We start from the raw sequence: 15445 nt of genomic DNA, 5'->3' as shown, positions 1-15445 counted from the left end.
AAGCGGGGCTTTTTTCATTCCGGCGACTCCTTGCCGACCTCGTACTGGCGCAACTTGTTGGCGATGGTGGTATGGGAAACCCCCAGGCGCTTGCCCAGCTGCCGACTGCTGGGATGCTCGGCATAGAGACTTTCCAGCACCGCCTTTTCAAAGCGACCGACAATCTGCTCCAGGCCGCCTTCCAGGGAAAAGTCCCCCAGGGGCTGGCGGGCGCCATAGTCCGGCAGACGGATATGCTCGGCCTTGACCATGCCGCCATCACACAGCGAGACCGCCTGGAACAGCACGTTCTCCAACTGCCGGACATTGCCCGGCCAGTGATAGTGACTGAGGCGCTCCATGGCCGCCGGAGCCAGCCGTGGCAGCGGACAACCGATCTGGCGACTGGCCTGATCGAGGAAGTGCTCCACCAGGGGCGTCAAACCATCGAGGCATTCGCGCAGCGGCGGAATATGCAGGGACAGCACGTTGAGTCGGTGGTACAGGTCCTGGCGAAACTCGCCCCGGGCACAGAGTTCGGACAGATCCACCTGAGTCGCACAGATCACCCGCACATCCAGGTACACCTCCTCGTCACTGCCGACACGACGGAAGCAGCCATCCTGGAGGAAACGCAGCAACTTGACCTGCAGGCGCGGGCTCATTTCCCCCACACCATCGAGAAACAGCGTGCCGCCGGCCGTCAGTTCCAGCAGCCCGAGCTTGCCCTCGGCCCGAGCCCCTTCGAAGGCCCCGGGGCCATAGCCGAACAGCTCGGTCTCGGCCATGGATTCCGGCAGCCCGGCGCAGTTCAGAGCCATCAGCGGCGACTGGCCCCGAGGGCTGGCCAGGTGGCAGGCGCGGGCCAGCAACTCCTTGCCGGTGCCGGTCTCGCCTTCAATCAACAGAGGCGCATCCAGGGGCGCCATGCGCCGGGCTTCCCGCACCACCGCTGCCATGACTTTCGAGCTCTGGAAAATACTGTCAAAGCCCCGCAGCTCCTGCTTGCGCACATTGTAGATACGCTCACCAACCCGATCCGCCCGATGCAGGGTCAATACCGCACCGGCCATGGCCTCGCTGTCATCGTGCTCGGATTGCAGCGGGGCGATGTCCGCCAGAAACACGTCGCCCTTGACCTTGACCCGCAGCCCGTTGATCCGCGACTGGTTGGCCCGCACCAACTCCGGCAAATCGAAGTCCTCGGCGTAGCGTGACAGCGGAATCCCCGGCACTTCATCCACCCGCACGCCCAGCAACTGCGCTGCCGCTCGGTTGGCGGCCACGATGGAGCCGCCCATGTCGATGGACAGCACCGGGAACTCCAGGGCACCCAGCAGCGCATTGAGCTCCATGTGCCGACGCTCGCTGGGCATCAGCCCGACCCTTTTGACGCCAAACACTCCGGCGATGGATTCGAACTTGGGGCGCAATGCCTGGAACTGCAGGTTGATCAGGTTCGGACAGTGCAGATAGATGGCGTTGCCATGCTCGCCCCCCACCTCGCCCCGGGCCACGTTGATCCCGTATTCCACCAGCAGATTGAGGATGTCCCGCAGGATGCCGATGCGGTTCTGGCAGTGAACTTTGATACGCATGAAGAAAGGCCCGAAGCGGATAATGGAGGGCATAAACGCCGAAAACCGACGCTTTTGACGTCGGCATTTGCAAACTTTCTGCTGGATGGCGCAGATAATCGTCAAGATTATGTGACAGCAAAGGGCTTTTTCAAACCTGAAAACCCACAATACTTGGGAGCCCTGGGCAAAACCGTAACGATTAGTTTACAAATTAACGTCCTAACCCCCTCCGTCAGCGCCAGTCAGCTGCTGCAAAGCGTCGCACCCTGGGGTATCACTGGGGTCACACATAACAAGAACGCATCCCCTGGCAGGAGAGCAGCATGAAGCAGACGCAGTACGTGGCCCGCGAGCCCGACGCGCAAGGTTTTATCGACTATCCACCCGAAGAACACGCGGTGTGGAACACCCTGATCACGCGCCAGTTGAAAGTGATCGAGGGGCGCGCGTGCCAGGAGTACCTGGACGGCATCGACAAGCTCGGACTGCCCCACGACCGCATCCCGCAGCTGAGTGAAATCAACAAGGTCCTCGGCGAAACCACGGGCTGGCAAGTGGCCCGGGTGCCGGCACTGATTCCTTTCCAGACCTTTTTCGAACTGCTGGCCAGCAAGCGCTTTCCGGTGGCGACCTTCATTCGTACTCCTGAAGAGTTGGACTACCTGCAGGAACCGGACATCTTCCACGAGATTTTCGGCCACTGCCCGCTACTGACCAATCCCTGGTTCGCCGAATTCACCCACACCTACGGCAAGCTCGGCCTGCAAGCCACCAAGGAAGAGCGCGTTTACCTGGCGCGTCTGTACTGGATGACTATCGAGTTCGGCCTGGTGGACACCCCGGACGGACGACGCATCTACGGCGGCGGCATCCTCTCCTCGCCCAAGGAAACCGTCTACAGCCTGTCCGAAGAGCCGGAGCACCAGGCCTTCGATCCGCTGGAAGCCATGCGCACGCCTTATCGCATCGACATCCTGCAACCCATCTACTTTGCCCTGCCCAACCTAAAGCGCCTGTTCGACCTGGCCCATGAAGACATCATGGCCCTGGTTCACCAAGGCATGCAGCTGGGCCTGCACGCCCCCAAATTCCCGCCAAAACCCAAGGCGGCCTGAGCAGCCCGCCCTCGCGGGCGGCTGCGAAAGATAGTAACTTCCAACAAGAATCGAACTCAGGAATACACCATGACCGCTCTGAACCAAGCCCATTGCGAAGCCTGCCGCGCCGATGCCCCTCAGGTCAGCGACGAAGAACTGCCGGTACTGATCAAGCAGATCCCCGACTGGAACATCGAAGTTCGTGACGGCGTGATGCAGCTGGAAAAAGTCTTCCTGTTCAAGAATTTCAAATTCGCCCTGGCCTTCACCAATGCCATGGGCGAGATCTCCGAGGCCGAAGGCCACCACCCGGGCCTGCTCACCGAATGGGGCAAAGTCACCGTGACCTGGTGGAGCCACTCGATCAAGGGCCTGCACCGCAACGACTTCATCATGGCCGCCCGCACCGACGAAGTGGCCAAGACCGCAGAAGGACGCAAGTAATGCATTTCGATGCCATCGGTCGCGTACCCGGCGATCCGATTCTCGGCCTGATGGAGGCCTACGCCAACGATCCCAATCCGCGCAAATTCGACCTCGGCGTGGGGGTCTACAAGGATGCTCAGGGCCTGACGCCGATCCCGCAATCGGTGAAGCTGGCGGAGCAGCGCCTGGTGGATCGCCAGACCACCAAGACCTACATCGGAGGCCACGGTGACGCGGCCTTCGGCAAGGTAATCAATGAACTGGTACTGGGCAGTGATTCGCCACTCATCGCCGCGCAGCGCGCCGGTGCTACCCAGACCCCCGGCGGCACCGGCGCCCTGCGCCTGAGCGCCGACTTCATCGCCCAGTGCCTGCCGGGCCGCGGCGTTTGGTTGAGCAACCCGACCTGGCCGATCCACGAAACCATCTTTGCCGCAGCGGGGGTCAAGGTCAGTCACTACCCCTACGTGGGCAGCGACAACCGCCTGGACGTCGAGGCCATGCTGGACACCCTGAACCGGGTGCCCGAGGGCGACGTGGTGCTGCTGCACGCCTGCTGCCACAACCCCACCGGCTTCGACCTGAGCCAGGCCGACTGGCAACGGGTGCTGGAGGTGGTGCGCAAGCGCAACCTGCTGCCGCTGATCGACTTCGCCTACCAGGGCTTTGGCGACGGCCTGGAACAGGATGCCTGGGCGGTGCGGTTGTTCGCCGCCGAAGTGCCGGAAGTACTGATCACCAGTTCCTGCTCGAAGAACTTCGGCCTGTACCGCGATCGCACCGGGGCCCTGATCGTCTGCACCCGGGACGCCGAAAAACTCATCGACGTGCGCAGTCAACTGGCCCATATCGCCCGTAACCTGTGGTCCACACCACCGGATCATGGGGCCGCAGTAGTCGCCACCATCCTCGGCGACCCGGAGCTGAAAAGCCTCTGGGCCGACGAAGTGGAAGCCATGCGCCAGCGCATCGCCCAACTGCGCGCCGGCCTGCTGGAAGCCTTGCAGCCCTATGGACTGGCCGAGCGCTTCGCCCACATCGGCGTGCAACGCGGCATGTTCTCCTACACCGGCCTGAGCCCGTCTCAGGTCAAGGAACTGCGTGAACACCACAGCGTGTACATGGTCAGTTCCGGCCGGGCCAACGTGGCCGGAATCGACGCTTCGCGCCTGAACCTGCTGGCTGAGGCGATCGCTCGGGTCGTCTAAAAGCAGAGCGCGTGCTTGCCGGCGCGGGAGGCCCTGAGGGTGCCTTCGCTGGCAAGCCGGTTCCTGCCGCCGCTTTGTCCTTTCATCCCGAAATCGCGATAAAAATCTTTTTGTCATTTCCAGTGCTGTATCCTGCCCAGGCTTTTTAAAAGCGCGGACCTACCCAGCGATTTAAAAAACAGACTTTGCGAGGAGCAACGACATGCATGAGATCCCGAATCTCCCCTTCCCAAGCCTGCACGAAACTGAGCAGACAACCACGCCACAAGCCAGTGCCGAAAAGCCTGTAGTGCAAGAAGCCGCCGACAGCCGCAAGGCCGACAGCGAAGACTGAAAAGAGCTGTAACCAGACCGTGTGGAAAGCGCTACTCAAGCGCTTTCCACACCGCCTGAATCTTCCCCCCCCCGAGCCCCTGCCGAACCATGACCGACTCCTTCAGCGAAACCCAAGCCAGCGTACTGCTGGGTACTGCGGAAAAAATGATCGAGATCTGGAATCGCCTCAGCCCGGAAAAACAGGCCGCCCTGCTGGCCCGTTTCGGCACCCAGGAAAATGCCCTGGCCGCTCTGGTCACCACTCAGCTGCTGAGCGCCAAAGACGCCTGACTCAATCCCTCAACCAGGGACGTTCTGAACAACGCGTCGATTTCTGCCCCTGCATCCCCGTCCACATCGGTATCATAAGCAGCCTATCTATTTAGCTGTCGCAGTGGACCCATCCCCATGCCAGATACCCAGCGCCCCTTGACGGTCACGCTGCAAGTCGTCTCCATCGTCCTGTTCACCTTTATTGGCTACCTGAATATCGGCATTCCCCTGGCGGTACTGCCAGGCTACGTCCATAGCGACCTGGGGTTTGGCGCAGTGATCGCCGGCCTGGTGATCAGCGTGCAATACCTGGCCACCCTCCTCAGCCGTCCCTACGCCGGACGCATCATCGACAACCTGGGCTGCAAGCGCGCCGTCATGTACGGCCTGGCCGGCTGCGGCCTGAGCGGCGTGTTCATGCTGCTTTCCGCCTGGCTGCAGGGTCAGCCGACCCTGAGTTTGATCAGCCTGCTGATCGGCCGCCTGGTACTGGGCAGCGCGGAAAGCCTGGTGGGCTCGGGGTCGATTGGTTGGGGCATCGGCCGGGTCGGCGCACAGAACACCGCCAAGGTGATTTCCTGGAACGGCATCGCCAGCTATGGCGCCCTGGCCATCGGCGCGCCCCTGGGGGTTTGGCTGGTCAACCGCCTGGGCCTGTGGAGCATGGGGGTAAGCATCATTCTGCTGGCGGTGCTCGGCCTGCTACTGGCCTGGCCAAAACTCGCCGCGCCGATAGTCGCCGGGGAACGCCTGCCGTTCATCCATGTGCTGGGCAAAGTCTTCCCTCACGGTTGCGGCCTGGCCCTGGGCTCCATCGGCTTTGGCACCATCGCCACCTTCATCACCCTGTATTACACGACCCAGCACTGGTCCAACGCGGTGCTGTGCCTGAGCCTGTTCGGCGCCAGTTTCATTGGTGCACGCCTGCTGTTCGGCAACCTGATCAACCGCCTCGGCGGCTTTCGCGTGGCCATTGCCTGCCTGTCGGTGGAAACCCTCGGCCTGCTCCTGCTGTGGCTGGCCCCCGATGCCAACTGGGCCCTGGCCGGCGCGGCCTTGAGCGGCTTTGGCTTCTCCCTGGTGTTCCCGGCACTGGGCGTGGAAGCGGTCAATCTGGTGCCGGCCTCCAGCCGTGGCGCGGCGGTGGGCGCCTACTCGCTGTTCATCGACCTGTCTTTGGGCATCACCGGACCACTGGCCGGGGCGATTGCCGGCGGTTTCGGCTTTGCCTCGATCTTCCTGTTTGCCGCCATCGCCGCGTGCTGCGGCCTGCTGCTAAGCCTGTACCTGTATCACCAGGCCCCCAAGCAGCGTAAGGAACGTTCGAACCGCTAGAAGTCCACTTTGCCGCGGCCAGCCTTGATGCTGCCGCGCTTGGCCTTGGTCTCCAGGCGGCGCTTCTTCGAGCCCAGGGTCGGCTTGGTGGGGCGGCGCTTCTTTTCCACCTTGACGGCGCTGAGGATCAGCTCGGTGAGACGCTCCAGGGCATCGGCGCGATTCTGCTCCTGGGTGCGGTACTGCTGGGCCTTGAGAATGATCACGCCGTCACTGGTGATGCGACTGTCGCGCAGCGCCAGCAGGCGCTCCTTGTAGAAAGGTGGCAGGGACGAGGCAGGAATATCGAAGCGCAGATGCACTGCGCTGGACACCTTGTTGACGTTCTGACCACCGGCGCCCTGGGCGCGGATGGCGGTCAGCTCGATCTCGGCATCCGGCAGATGCACGTTGTTGGAAATCACCAGCATGGAACAGGAATCCGTCTTCAGGGTGCACAGGATACCCCCATTCCCCACGCTCTTGCGGACCTGTTCGCTGGCAAGCCAGCACCTGCAACAGGCAGCTCCCATGCAGGAGCCGACTGGCCGACGAAAGCGATCTCGCTCCCACAAAGATCACAGGCATGAAAAACCCGGCCGGAGCCGGGTCTGTCATGGCCGAGGCCGCGCTTACTTCAGCGCAGTGCTGGCTGCTTGCAGCGAGTGCTGAGCACTGCGCTTGTTCTTGATCAGGTAGCAGACCCACATGAACACCACCCACACCGGGATCGCGTACACCGAGATCTGAATGCCTGGAATCATCAGCATGATGCCGAGGATGAACACCACGAACGCCAGGCAGACATAGTTGCCGTAGGGGTACCACAGCGCCTTGAACAGCGAGGTCTGACCGGTACGGTTCATGTGCTGGCGGAACTTGAAGTGCGAGTAGCTGATCATGGCCCAGTTGATCACCAGGGTTGCCACCACCAGGGACATCAGCAGCTCAAGGGCGTGCTGGGGAATCAGGTAGTTGAGCACCACGGCAACGAAGGTCACCACCGCCGAGGCGAGGATCGACAGCACCGGCACGCCGCGCTTGTCGATCTTGGCCAGGACTTTCGGCGCATCGCCCTGCTCGGCCATGCCCAACAGCATGCGGCTGTTGCAGTAGGTGCCGCTGTTGTACACCGACAACGCTGCAGTCAGGACCACGAAGTTGAGGATGTGCGCTGCCGTGTTGCTGCCCAGCATCGAGAACACCTGGACGAACGGACTGCCGCTATAGGCATCGCCAGAGGCATTCAGGGTCACCAGCAGGGTGTCCCACGGGGTCAGCGACAGCAGCACCACCAGGGCGCCGATGTAGAAAATCAGGATGCGGTAGATCACCTGGTTGATGGCCTTGGGGATCACGGTTTTCGGCTTGTCGGCCTCGGCAGCAGTGAAGCCGAGCATTTCCAGGCCGCCGAAGGAGAACATGATGATCGCCATGGCCATCACCAGTCCGCTGACGCCGTTGGGGAAGAAGCCGCCATGGGACCAGAGGTTGCTCACCGATGCCTGCGGGCCGCCGTTACCGCTGACCAGCAGGTAGCTGCCCAGGGCGATCATGCCGACGATGGCCACCACCTTGATGATGGCGAACCAGAACTCAGCCTCGCCGAACACCTTGACGTTGGCCAGGTTGATGACGTTGATCATCACGAAGAACACCGCCGCCGAGGCCCAGGTCGGCACCTCCGGCCACCAGTAATGCACATACTTGCCGACCGCAGTCAGTTCCGACATGCCCACCAGGATGTAGAGAATCCAGCAGTTCCAGCCGGAAAGGAAACCGGCAAAGCCGCCCCAGTACTTATGGGCGAAGTGACTGAAAGAACCGGCCACCGGCTCTTCAACGATCATCTCGCCCAGCTGGCGCATGATCATGAAGGCGATGAAACCGCAGATGGCGTAACCGAGGATCATCGACGGACCGGCGGATTTGAGCACCCCGGCCGACCCCAGGAACAAACCGGTACCGATCGCGCCACCCAGGGCGATCAGTTGAATATGGCGATTTTTCAGGCCGCGTTTCAGCTCGCCCGAATGCGAGTTTTGTCCACTCATGAAAAGGTTCTCACGCAAGGTTTGATGATGTTTGCAAGACGTTGCCGCCCGGTGAAGGCTTAAGCGGCGCGGAGCAAACCCCAGCGCAGGCACCCGAAGTTCAGCGTTTTTCTAACGGTCATGCGTCACCTGTTTGTTTTTATCTGTGACGAAATCGAACCCACCACGCTCGTGACGCGGCGGAGTGAACAAGGTGGATAACCTTGAGTTTATTGGCCCGGCAGCAGTGTCTTCAGCGCCCTGGGAGCAGGCTGAAACACGCGGCGCAGACGCAAAGTGCGCGGGTACGCAGTTGGGTCACAGTTAAAACGCCGCGCATTGTACACCCCTGACCCCCTGCCGCCAGACACCGCTGTATCAGCGTGCCGGTAACCGGGATCCTGAGGGGCCTGCTCGATGCTCGGCATCGGCGGCGCAAAGTTGGACGGACCGAGTGGGGTCGTCGATGAAGGTGCGATGACCATCGCCCTTCGAAGGGTGTCGGTGAAAGTCGGTTACGGCGTTCATTGCGCCTCCTTCTTGTTATGCACCTGTACGCAGGCAGGTGTGCATCTCACCTGCCTTGGCGCCCTGGAACAAGCGGGCCAGAGCTCTGGCGAGCGGATTAACCGATGCCCGGCGGCAGCTTTTCCTTACAGCGTCCGGGCCTTGGCCGATTCAGGGCGAAACACGGAGGATTTCGTAAAACTTTCTTTACAGTGCGTAACGTGAATTTGCCAAACCAGATCGACCAGCGCGGCGACTGCAAATTGACGCGCACGCCATCCCACATCGGAAAAAGCCTTAGCTTTTTGTTTTCAGGTGATATATTTCCGCCCCTGAAATAGAAAATAAAGTTCAGTAGAAAATAATCTAATTATTTTTTTGCACTTCAAAATCCCCTGAACTAGGTTTCCAGCCACTTGCCGGATGCCTCATCCGACAAGTACGAGGAGTGGATGAGCAGCCCTCGCAACCATCCCGTTCGCCGCTGTTGATCCGTTCCGCCAATGGACTGCTGTGCCCTATGTCATCTAGGAGAGTCACCATGCAAACACTGGAACAAGACCTGGAAACCGAACTGCAACTGGACGATTGGTTCGAAGCGGCAACCCACGATGCGGCCGTGGAAATGATGCAGGCCGAGGCGGTGGTGCCGTTCGGCACGGCGATGTGGCCGATGTAAGGCGCCCGGACCGGAGCAGGCCTCGCGCCTGCCCCGGTCACCTTTGTCCTCCAGGGAGGTTTTATGGACCAGACCCGCGCCATCCGCCATTTCCTGTACTACCTCGAACGCCATCCGGCCTTGAGCGGTGCCCAAGCATCGAATGTGGTGATCGGTCATACCGCCGACTACCAGGCCATGGCCAACGCCATCATCGAACAATCGCGCCAGGCCACACCCCTGACTGTCAGCGCCCTGCGCCTGGACCTGGAGCCGGCCGAACGCCTCGCCCAGGCGATCATCGACTGTGACCTGTACATCTTCTTCTACGACTCCTCGACCCTGCCCCAGCCACGCCCCGATGGCCCGGAATTCCTCCGCCCCCTGCATGGCCTGATGGCCGAACACTGGAAGAAGTCCCTGCTGTTCAAGGATTACGGCGACTATTTCTACGACACCTTCAGCGTCGAGCCACAACGTATCGCCGACCTCAACGCCACCTTGATCCGGCGCCTGTCCCACGCCAGCACCCTGAGTTTCAGCGATCCCCAGGGCTCATATTTCGAGGCGCCCCTGAACAGCGTGAAGAAGTGGACCGACATCAACGGCGTGGGCAATTACGACCTGGCACCGGGTGAGATCGCCACCCACAGCGATGCAATCAATGGCCATGTGAAATTCCTCGGCACCTTCCTCAGCACCATCCCCTTTGCTCGTAAATACGGGGTGCTGCAGACTCCGCTGGAGCTGTGGATCGAGAACTCCAGCATCCGCCAGGTCGCCACCCAGGTGCCCGGGCTGGCCAATGACTTCAACAAGTACCTGGACGCCAACCCGTCGAACCGACGCATCGAGGAGCTGGGGATCGGCACCAACGAAGGCATCAAGTCCTTGTACGGACGCAACTCCGGCTTTGAAGAGCGTCATTGCGGCCTGCATCTGGGGCTGGGAGGTGGAGCCAAGGGCAGCCACCACCTGGACCTGATCTTCAGCGCCGGCGTGCTGACGGTGGACAACAAACCGGTGTTCGACGGCCAGTTCGCCTTTTAACCCCTCTTGATGCAGGAACCGGCTTGCCGGCGAAGGCGATCATGAGCCTTGCCCAAGGCTTGAGAGTCTATTCGCCGGCAAGCCGGCTCCTACGAAGCACCGGGCAAAAAAAACGCCAACCCGAAGGTTGGCGTTTTTTTTGTCTGCGGGCCGAGGCTTATTCAGGCTTGCGACGACCGAAGCCAGGACGCTGGCCGCTACCGGCCGGGGCGCCACGGCGCTTGCCGGACGGTGCGTCCTTGTCCAGCACCAGGCTTGGGCGCTTGGACTTCGGTGCCGGCTTGGCTGGACGCTTGGTGTCCGCCGGACGCTCGGCTACTGGAGTACCACGGCCGCTTGCCGGACGCGGTGCACGTGGCGCGCGCTCGCCATCCTGACGGGCCGCCGGCTTGCGCCCTGGACGCTCGCCTTCGATCTGCGGCTCGCGGGACACCCGCGGATTGGCCGGTGCGCCATTGGCCGGACGCAGGGTGCGTACACGCTCGCTTTTGCCTACCGGACGCGAGGATTTACGCTGCATGCGCTCCAGCTTGTCCTTGGACTTGGCGTTGAGCTGTGGCAGCGCCACCGGCGTCAGGCCGACTTCGGCGCTGAGCACGTCGACTTCGTACTGGCTCATTTCGCGCCAGCGGCCCATGGGCAGGTCGGAGTTGAGGAACACCGGGCCGAAACGCACGCGCTTCAGTCGGCTCACCACCAGGCCCTGGGACTCCCACAGGCGACGCACTTCACGGTTGCGGCCTTCCATCACCACGCAGTGGTACCAGTGGTTGAAACCTTCGCCGCCGGGCGCCTGCTGGATATCGGTGAACTTGGCCGGGCCGTCTTCGAGCATAACGCCCGCCTTCAGGCGCTCGATCATCTCGTCGTCGACTTCACCACGCACACGCACCGCGTACTCGCGGTCCATTTCGTAGGAGGGGTGCATCAAGCGGTTGGCCAGCTCACCATCGGTGGTGAACATCAGCAAGCCAGTGGTGTTGATGTCCAGGCGGCCGATGTTGATCCAGCGGCCTTCCCGCGGACGCGGCAGCTTGTCGAACACGGTCGGACGGCCTTCCGGGTCGTCACGGGTGCAGATCTCGCCGTCGGGCTTGTTGTACATGATCACGCGGCGCACCGATTCGGCGGCCTCTTCGCGCTTGATCACCTTGCCATCGATGGAAATGGCGTCATGCAGGTCGACGCGCAGGCCCAGGGTGGCCTCTTTGCCGTTGACCTTGATCCGGCCCTGGCTGATCCAGGACTCGACGTCGCGGCGCGAGCCGACGCCAATGCGGGCGAGGACTTTCTGCAGCTTCTCGCCGGCTGGACGGATTTCCTGGTCGTTCTGATCGTTATCGCTCATCTGGGCACCTCCCGGTGTATCGCTTCAGGCTAGAGCGGCCTGAAGACGTGAAAACAGGTTCTCTGGCGAAGGGATCGCCAAAGGGTCGCGAATCATACGCTCATGGCGGCGGTTGCGCATCACAGACTAGTTGATAAGTCGCCGCCCAGGCTTTTTTCCGCCCACCGGCGCCCCTTCTGCACAAGCCGGCTTGCCGGCGAAGAGGCCCACACGCCTTGCACCCAACCGGTCGACACCTTCACTGGCCAGCCAGCTACGGTCAGTCGTCCAGCAGACGGCGTTCGTTTTCGATCGCTTCGGCCAGGGCCAGGGCTTCGGCCTCTTCTTCACTCAAGTCCGGCGCCGAAGGCTCCAGGGCCGCAACGGCAGCCAGCAACTTGGCTCGGGCCTCGGCAACGCCCAGCACATCGTCCTCGGCGTCAAGCAGCGGCTCCTCTTCGGGCTCGACCGCAAGTTCATCGGTGTCATCAGAGTTGTCATCAGGGACGGCAGCCTCGGTTTGCCCCTCAGGCTGATCGACCACCGGCTCCGGGTTCTCTGGCTCAACCGCGCCATCACGATGCAGGTCGTCGAAGTCGGTCTTGATTCCCTCCTCCATGGAGTCCAGCTCCAGCAGCAGGCTATGGAAGCTGGTTTCTTCCTTGGGTTCCTCAGGCTCGGCGCTGGCATCGGCCAACTGCTGCAGGTGCTCGGGCACCGGCGCATCGTCGAACTCCAGCACCGGCTCGGCCTCGATCTCCCGCAACTCGGCCAGGGGCGGCAGGTCATCGAGGTTCTTCAGGTTGAAATGGTCGAGAAACGCCTTGGTGGTGGCGAACATCGCCGGTTTGCCCGGCACATCGCGGTAACCCACCACCCGAATCCACTCGCGTTCGAGCAGGGTCTTGACGATGTTGCTGTTGACCGCAACGCCGCGCACATCCTCGATCTCGCCCCGGGTAATCGGCTGACGGTAGGCAATCAGGGCCATGGTTTCCAGCAGGGCACGGGAGTAGCGCTGCGGGCGCTCTTCCCACAAGCGGCCGACCCAGGGCGCGAACTTTTCACGGATCTGCAGGCGATAGCCGGAAGCCACTTCCTTGAGCTCGAAAGCCCGCCCTTCGCAGGATTTGCCCAGCAGGGTCAGGGCCTTCTTGAAGACGGCCGGGTCCGGCCGCTCTGCTTCTTCGAAGAGCTCGAACAGGCGCTCCAGGGACTGGGGTTTTCCCGAGGCCAACAGAAAGGCTTCGAGCAGGGGCGCCAGCTCGCGGGGTTCATTCAAATTCATGATTTAAGCTCGTTATTCGGCTCGCGCCCGTACGTGGATGGCCGCAAAGGGCTCATTCTGCACCAGCTCGACCAGGGATTCCTTGACCAGTTCGAGGATCGCCATAAAGGTCACCACCACTCCCAGGCGCCCCTCTTCTGCGGTGAACAGCTCGACAAAGGGCACGAAGCCACCGCCTTTGAGCCGCTCCAGCACATCACTCATGCGTTCGCGGGTGGACAAGGCTTCGCGGCTGACCTGATGGCTTTCGAACATGTCACCACGGCGCAGCACCTCGGCCATGGACATCAGCAACTCTTCCAGGGCCACATCCGGCAGCAGCTTGCGCGCCCGGGCCTCCGGGGCATCGAGCTTGGGCACCACCACGTCGCGGCCGACCCGGCTCAGGCCGTCGATGCCTTCGGCGGCCGCCTTGAAGCGTTCGTACTCCTGCAGGCGGCGAATCAGCTCGGCCCGGGGATCATCCTCTTCTTCCTCGATCTCAGCGGAGCGCGGCAGCAGCATCCGCGATTTGATCTCGGCCAGCATCGCCGCCATCACCAGGTACTCGGCGGCCAGCTCCAGGCGCACCGACTGCATCAGCTCCACATAGCCCATGTACTGACGGGTGATTTCCGCCACCGGGATGTCGAGGATGTTGATGTTCTGTTTGCGGATCAGGTACAGCAGCAGGTCCAACGGGCCTTCGAAGGCTTCGAGGAAGACCTCCAAGGCATCCGGGGGGATGTACAGGTCCAGGGGCATTTCCATGACCGCCTGGCCGTAGACCATGGCGAATGGCAGCTCCTGTTGGGCGCCGGCCTGCTCGTCGACGGTTTCCAGTACGGACATCTAGGCCTCGGCCATGAACGGCGCAGGGTCGCCGCAACCGACGCGAATCACTTCCGGTTCACCATCGGCCAGGCTGATCACCGTGGAGGACTCGGTGCTGCCAAAGCCGCCGTCGATGATCAGGTCCACCTGATGCTCCAGTAGCTGGCGCATTTCATAGGGGTCGCTCAGAGCCTCGGTATCGCCGGGCATGATCAGGCTGACGCTCATCAGTGGCTCACCCAGCTCGGCCAGCAGCGCCAGGGCAATAGGATTGCTCGGCACCCGCAGGCCGATGGTGCGGCGCTTGGGGTGCAGCAGCAGGCGCGGGACTTCCCGGGTGGCGTTGAGAATGAAGGTGTAAGGCCCCGGCACATGAGCCTTGAGCAGGCGGAAAGTGCCGGTATCGATCTTGGCGAACAGCCCCAACTGCGACAGGTCACTGCAGATCAGCGCAAAGTTGTGCTTGTCGTCCAGTTGACGCAAGCGCCGCACTCGTTCGATCGCGCCCTTGTCACCCATCTGGCAGGCAACGGCGTAGGACGAATCCGTGGGATAAATCACCACGCCACCGCCGCGAATGATCTCGACGGCCTGTTTGATCAGACGTGGCTGTGGGTTTTCCGGGTGGATCTGGAAAAATTGACTCACTGTCTCTACCTGTTCAGGCGGCAATAATTGGCTCATGTTTGAACCGACACCAAAGTGGCGGCAGGTCCTCCGGAACCGGACGATACTCGCCGATCTCGGACCAGCCTCCTGGGCCATGAAAGTCACTGCCAGCGCTGACCAGCAGTCCGAATTCACGAGCAAGGATAGCCAAACTGCCCACTTGCTCTGCAGGTTGGTGGCCATTGACTACTTCGATTGCATGGCCGCCGGCTTGAATATAGTCGGCAATCAAGCGGCGGCGCTTGCTGCGGGTGAAATCGTAATGCCAGGGATGGGCCAGACTGACCCAGGCCCCCGCCTCGCGAAGGGTGCCGACGGTGTCTTCCAGCGTCGGCCAATGCTGTTTGACGTCCCCCAGCTTTCCCGCCCCCAGCCATTTGCGAAAAGCTTCGGCACGATCCTTCACAAAACCGGCACGTACCAGATAGTCGGCAAAGTGCGGCCGCGCCGGGGCATTGCCACTGTCCCCCAACTCCTGCTGGATCGCCCTGGCGCCTTCCAGCGCCCCGGGCATGCCCTTGAGGGCCAGCTTGCGGCTGATCTCCTCGGAGCGCAGCCAGCGCCCCTCGTGCAGTTTGTCGATGGCCGCCACCAGAGCCGGGGCCTGGGTATCGAATCCGTAGCCCAGCACATGAATAGTGGCGCCGCCCCAGGTGCAGGACAGCTCGACGCCGTTGACCAACTGCATGCCCAGTTGCGCCGCTGCCTGACGGGCCTCCGCCAGGCCTTCGAGGGTGTCGTGGTCGGTCAAGGACAGGATTCGCACGCCTCTCTCGTACGCACGCGCAACCAGAACCGCAGGCGCCAGGGCGCCGTCGGAGGCCGTGCTATGGCAGTGCAAATCAACATTCACAGGACGATAAAACCTCAAGTCAGCTGGCGCTTTCGCTACCAAGGATGTTTGTTAT

General features: G+C 62.0%; 17 protein-coding genes. 9 read left to right on the top strand and 8 right to left on the bottom strand.

Translation table 11 applies throughout. From position 1 onward, the window contains the following. Positions 1-14 precede the first annotated feature (14 nt). The gene (locus PQT43_RS04780) at positions 15-1577 is read right to left on the bottom strand and encodes a sigma-54-dependent transcriptional regulator (RefSeq protein WP_060838115.1); all 1563 of its coding nucleotides are present in this window, start codon (positions 1575-1577) and stop codon (positions 15-17) included. On the opposite strand from PQT43_RS04780, the gene PQT43_RS04775 reads away from it, so the two are divergent. The 7 genes from PQT43_RS04775 (at position 1560) to PQT43_RS04745 (ending at position 6213) form a co-directional block, all read left to right on the top strand. Further along, entirely contained in the window at positions 1560-1886 is a 327-nt protein-coding gene (locus PQT43_RS04775; RefSeq protein WP_268562638.1) for a hypothetical protein, read from the top strand. The genes PQT43_RS04780 and PQT43_RS04775 overlap by 18 nt on opposite strands. Next, positions 1883-2674, top strand: coding sequence for a phenylalanine 4-monooxygenase (gene phhA / locus PQT43_RS04770; protein WP_102864057.1), 792 nt, complete (start codon positions 1883-1885; stop codon positions 2672-2674). The genes PQT43_RS04775 and phhA overlap by 4 nt, the downstream gene beginning before the upstream one ends. 69 nt (positions 2675-2743) lie before the next feature. Continuing rightward, positions 2744-3100, top strand: a complete 357-nt coding sequence (locus PQT43_RS04765) for a 4a-hydroxytetrahydrobiopterin dehydratase (protein ID WP_007930096.1) — start codon at positions 2744-2746, stop codon at positions 3098-3100. Further along, positions 3100-4290 (top strand): amino acid aminotransferase, encoded by a 1191-nt coding sequence (locus PQT43_RS04760; RefSeq protein ID WP_272753559.1) that lies wholly within the window; start codon positions 3100-3102, stop codon positions 4288-4290. Before PQT43_RS04765 ends, PQT43_RS04760 begins: the two co-directional genes overlap by 1 nt. Positions 4291-4492: 202 nt before the next feature. After that, the gene (locus tag PQT43_RS04755) at positions 4493-4624 is read left to right on the top strand and encodes a hypothetical protein (protein WP_258009278.1); all 132 of its coding nucleotides are present in this window, start codon (positions 4493-4495) and stop codon (positions 4622-4624) included. A gap of 89 nt (positions 4625-4713) precedes the next feature. After that, entirely contained in the window at positions 4714-4896 is a 183-nt protein-coding gene (locus PQT43_RS04750; protein WP_102864060.1) for a hypothetical protein, read from the top strand. Positions 4897-5013: 117 nt separating this feature from the next. Then, positions 5014-6213: an MFS transporter gene (locus tag PQT43_RS04745; protein WP_102878835.1), complete on the top strand. Its 1200-nt coding sequence runs from the start codon at positions 5014-5016 to the stop codon at positions 6211-6213. Here PQT43_RS04745 and arfB read toward each other — a convergent pair. Next, positions 6210-6623 carry an alternative ribosome rescue aminoacyl-tRNA hydrolase ArfB gene (gene arfB / locus PQT43_RS04740; protein WP_065363350.1) on the bottom strand — a complete coding sequence of 138 codons (414 nt, stop codon included), beginning with the start codon at positions 6621-6623 and terminating at the stop codon, positions 6210-6212. The genes PQT43_RS04745 and arfB overlap by 4 nt on opposite strands. Positions 6624-6824: 201 nt before the next feature. Beyond that, entirely contained in the window at positions 6825-8246 is a 1422-nt protein-coding gene (locus PQT43_RS04735; protein ID WP_102864062.1) for an amino acid permease, read from the bottom strand. Between the two features lie 1027 nt (positions 8247-9273). Here PQT43_RS04735 and PQT43_RS04730 point away from each other — a divergent pair. Together PQT43_RS04730 and PQT43_RS04725 are read left to right on the top strand one after the other, a co-directional pair. After that, on the top strand, positions 9274-9411 hold the full coding sequence (locus PQT43_RS04730; RefSeq protein ID WP_162884115.1) for a hypothetical protein: 138 nt from the start codon (positions 9274-9276) through the stop codon (positions 9409-9411). 63 nt (positions 9412-9474) lie between these two features. Then, positions 9475-10440, top strand: coding sequence for a leucyl aminopeptidase (locus tag PQT43_RS04725; RefSeq protein ID WP_110652179.1), 966 nt, complete (start codon positions 9475-9477; stop codon positions 10438-10440). A gap of 157 nt (positions 10441-10597) precedes the next feature. Here PQT43_RS04725 and rluB read toward each other — a convergent pair whose 3' ends face one another. The 5 genes from rluB to PQT43_RS04700 form a co-directional block, all read right to left on the bottom strand. Further along, positions 10598-11788: a 23S rRNA pseudouridine(2605) synthase RluB gene (rluB, locus tag PQT43_RS04720; protein WP_102878833.1), complete on the bottom strand. Its 1191-nt coding sequence runs from the start codon at positions 11786-11788 to the stop codon at positions 10598-10600. Positions 11789-12047: 259 nt separating this feature from the next. After that, positions 12048-13055, bottom strand: a complete 1008-nt coding sequence (gene scpB / locus PQT43_RS04715) for an SMC-Scp complex subunit ScpB (RefSeq protein WP_267269581.1) — start codon at positions 13053-13055, stop codon at positions 12048-12050. Between the two features lie 12 nt (positions 13056-13067). Next, positions 13068-13766, bottom strand: coding sequence for a segregation and condensation protein A (locus PQT43_RS04710; protein ID WP_170001339.1), 699 nt, complete (start codon positions 13764-13766; stop codon positions 13068-13070). A gap of 120 nt (positions 13767-13886) precedes the next feature. Then, positions 13887-14516, bottom strand: coding sequence for an L-threonylcarbamoyladenylate synthase (locus tag PQT43_RS04705; RefSeq protein ID WP_102864113.1), 630 nt, complete (start codon positions 14514-14516; stop codon positions 13887-13889). Positions 14517-14529: 13 nt separating this feature from the next. Further along, positions 14530-15390, bottom strand: a complete 861-nt coding sequence (locus PQT43_RS04700) for a PHP domain-containing protein (RefSeq protein ID WP_102864067.1) — start codon at positions 15388-15390, stop codon at positions 14530-14532. Positions 15391-15445 lie beyond the last annotated feature (55 nt).

The sequence above is a fragment of the Pseudomonas sp. BLCC-B112 genome (assembly GCF_028550695.1).
In the GTDB taxonomy this organism is placed as follows: Bacteria; Pseudomonadota; Gammaproteobacteria; order Pseudomonadales; family Pseudomonadaceae; genus Aquipseudomonas; species Aquipseudomonas danubii.
This window is presented reverse-complemented; position numbering and strand designations above follow the sequence as displayed.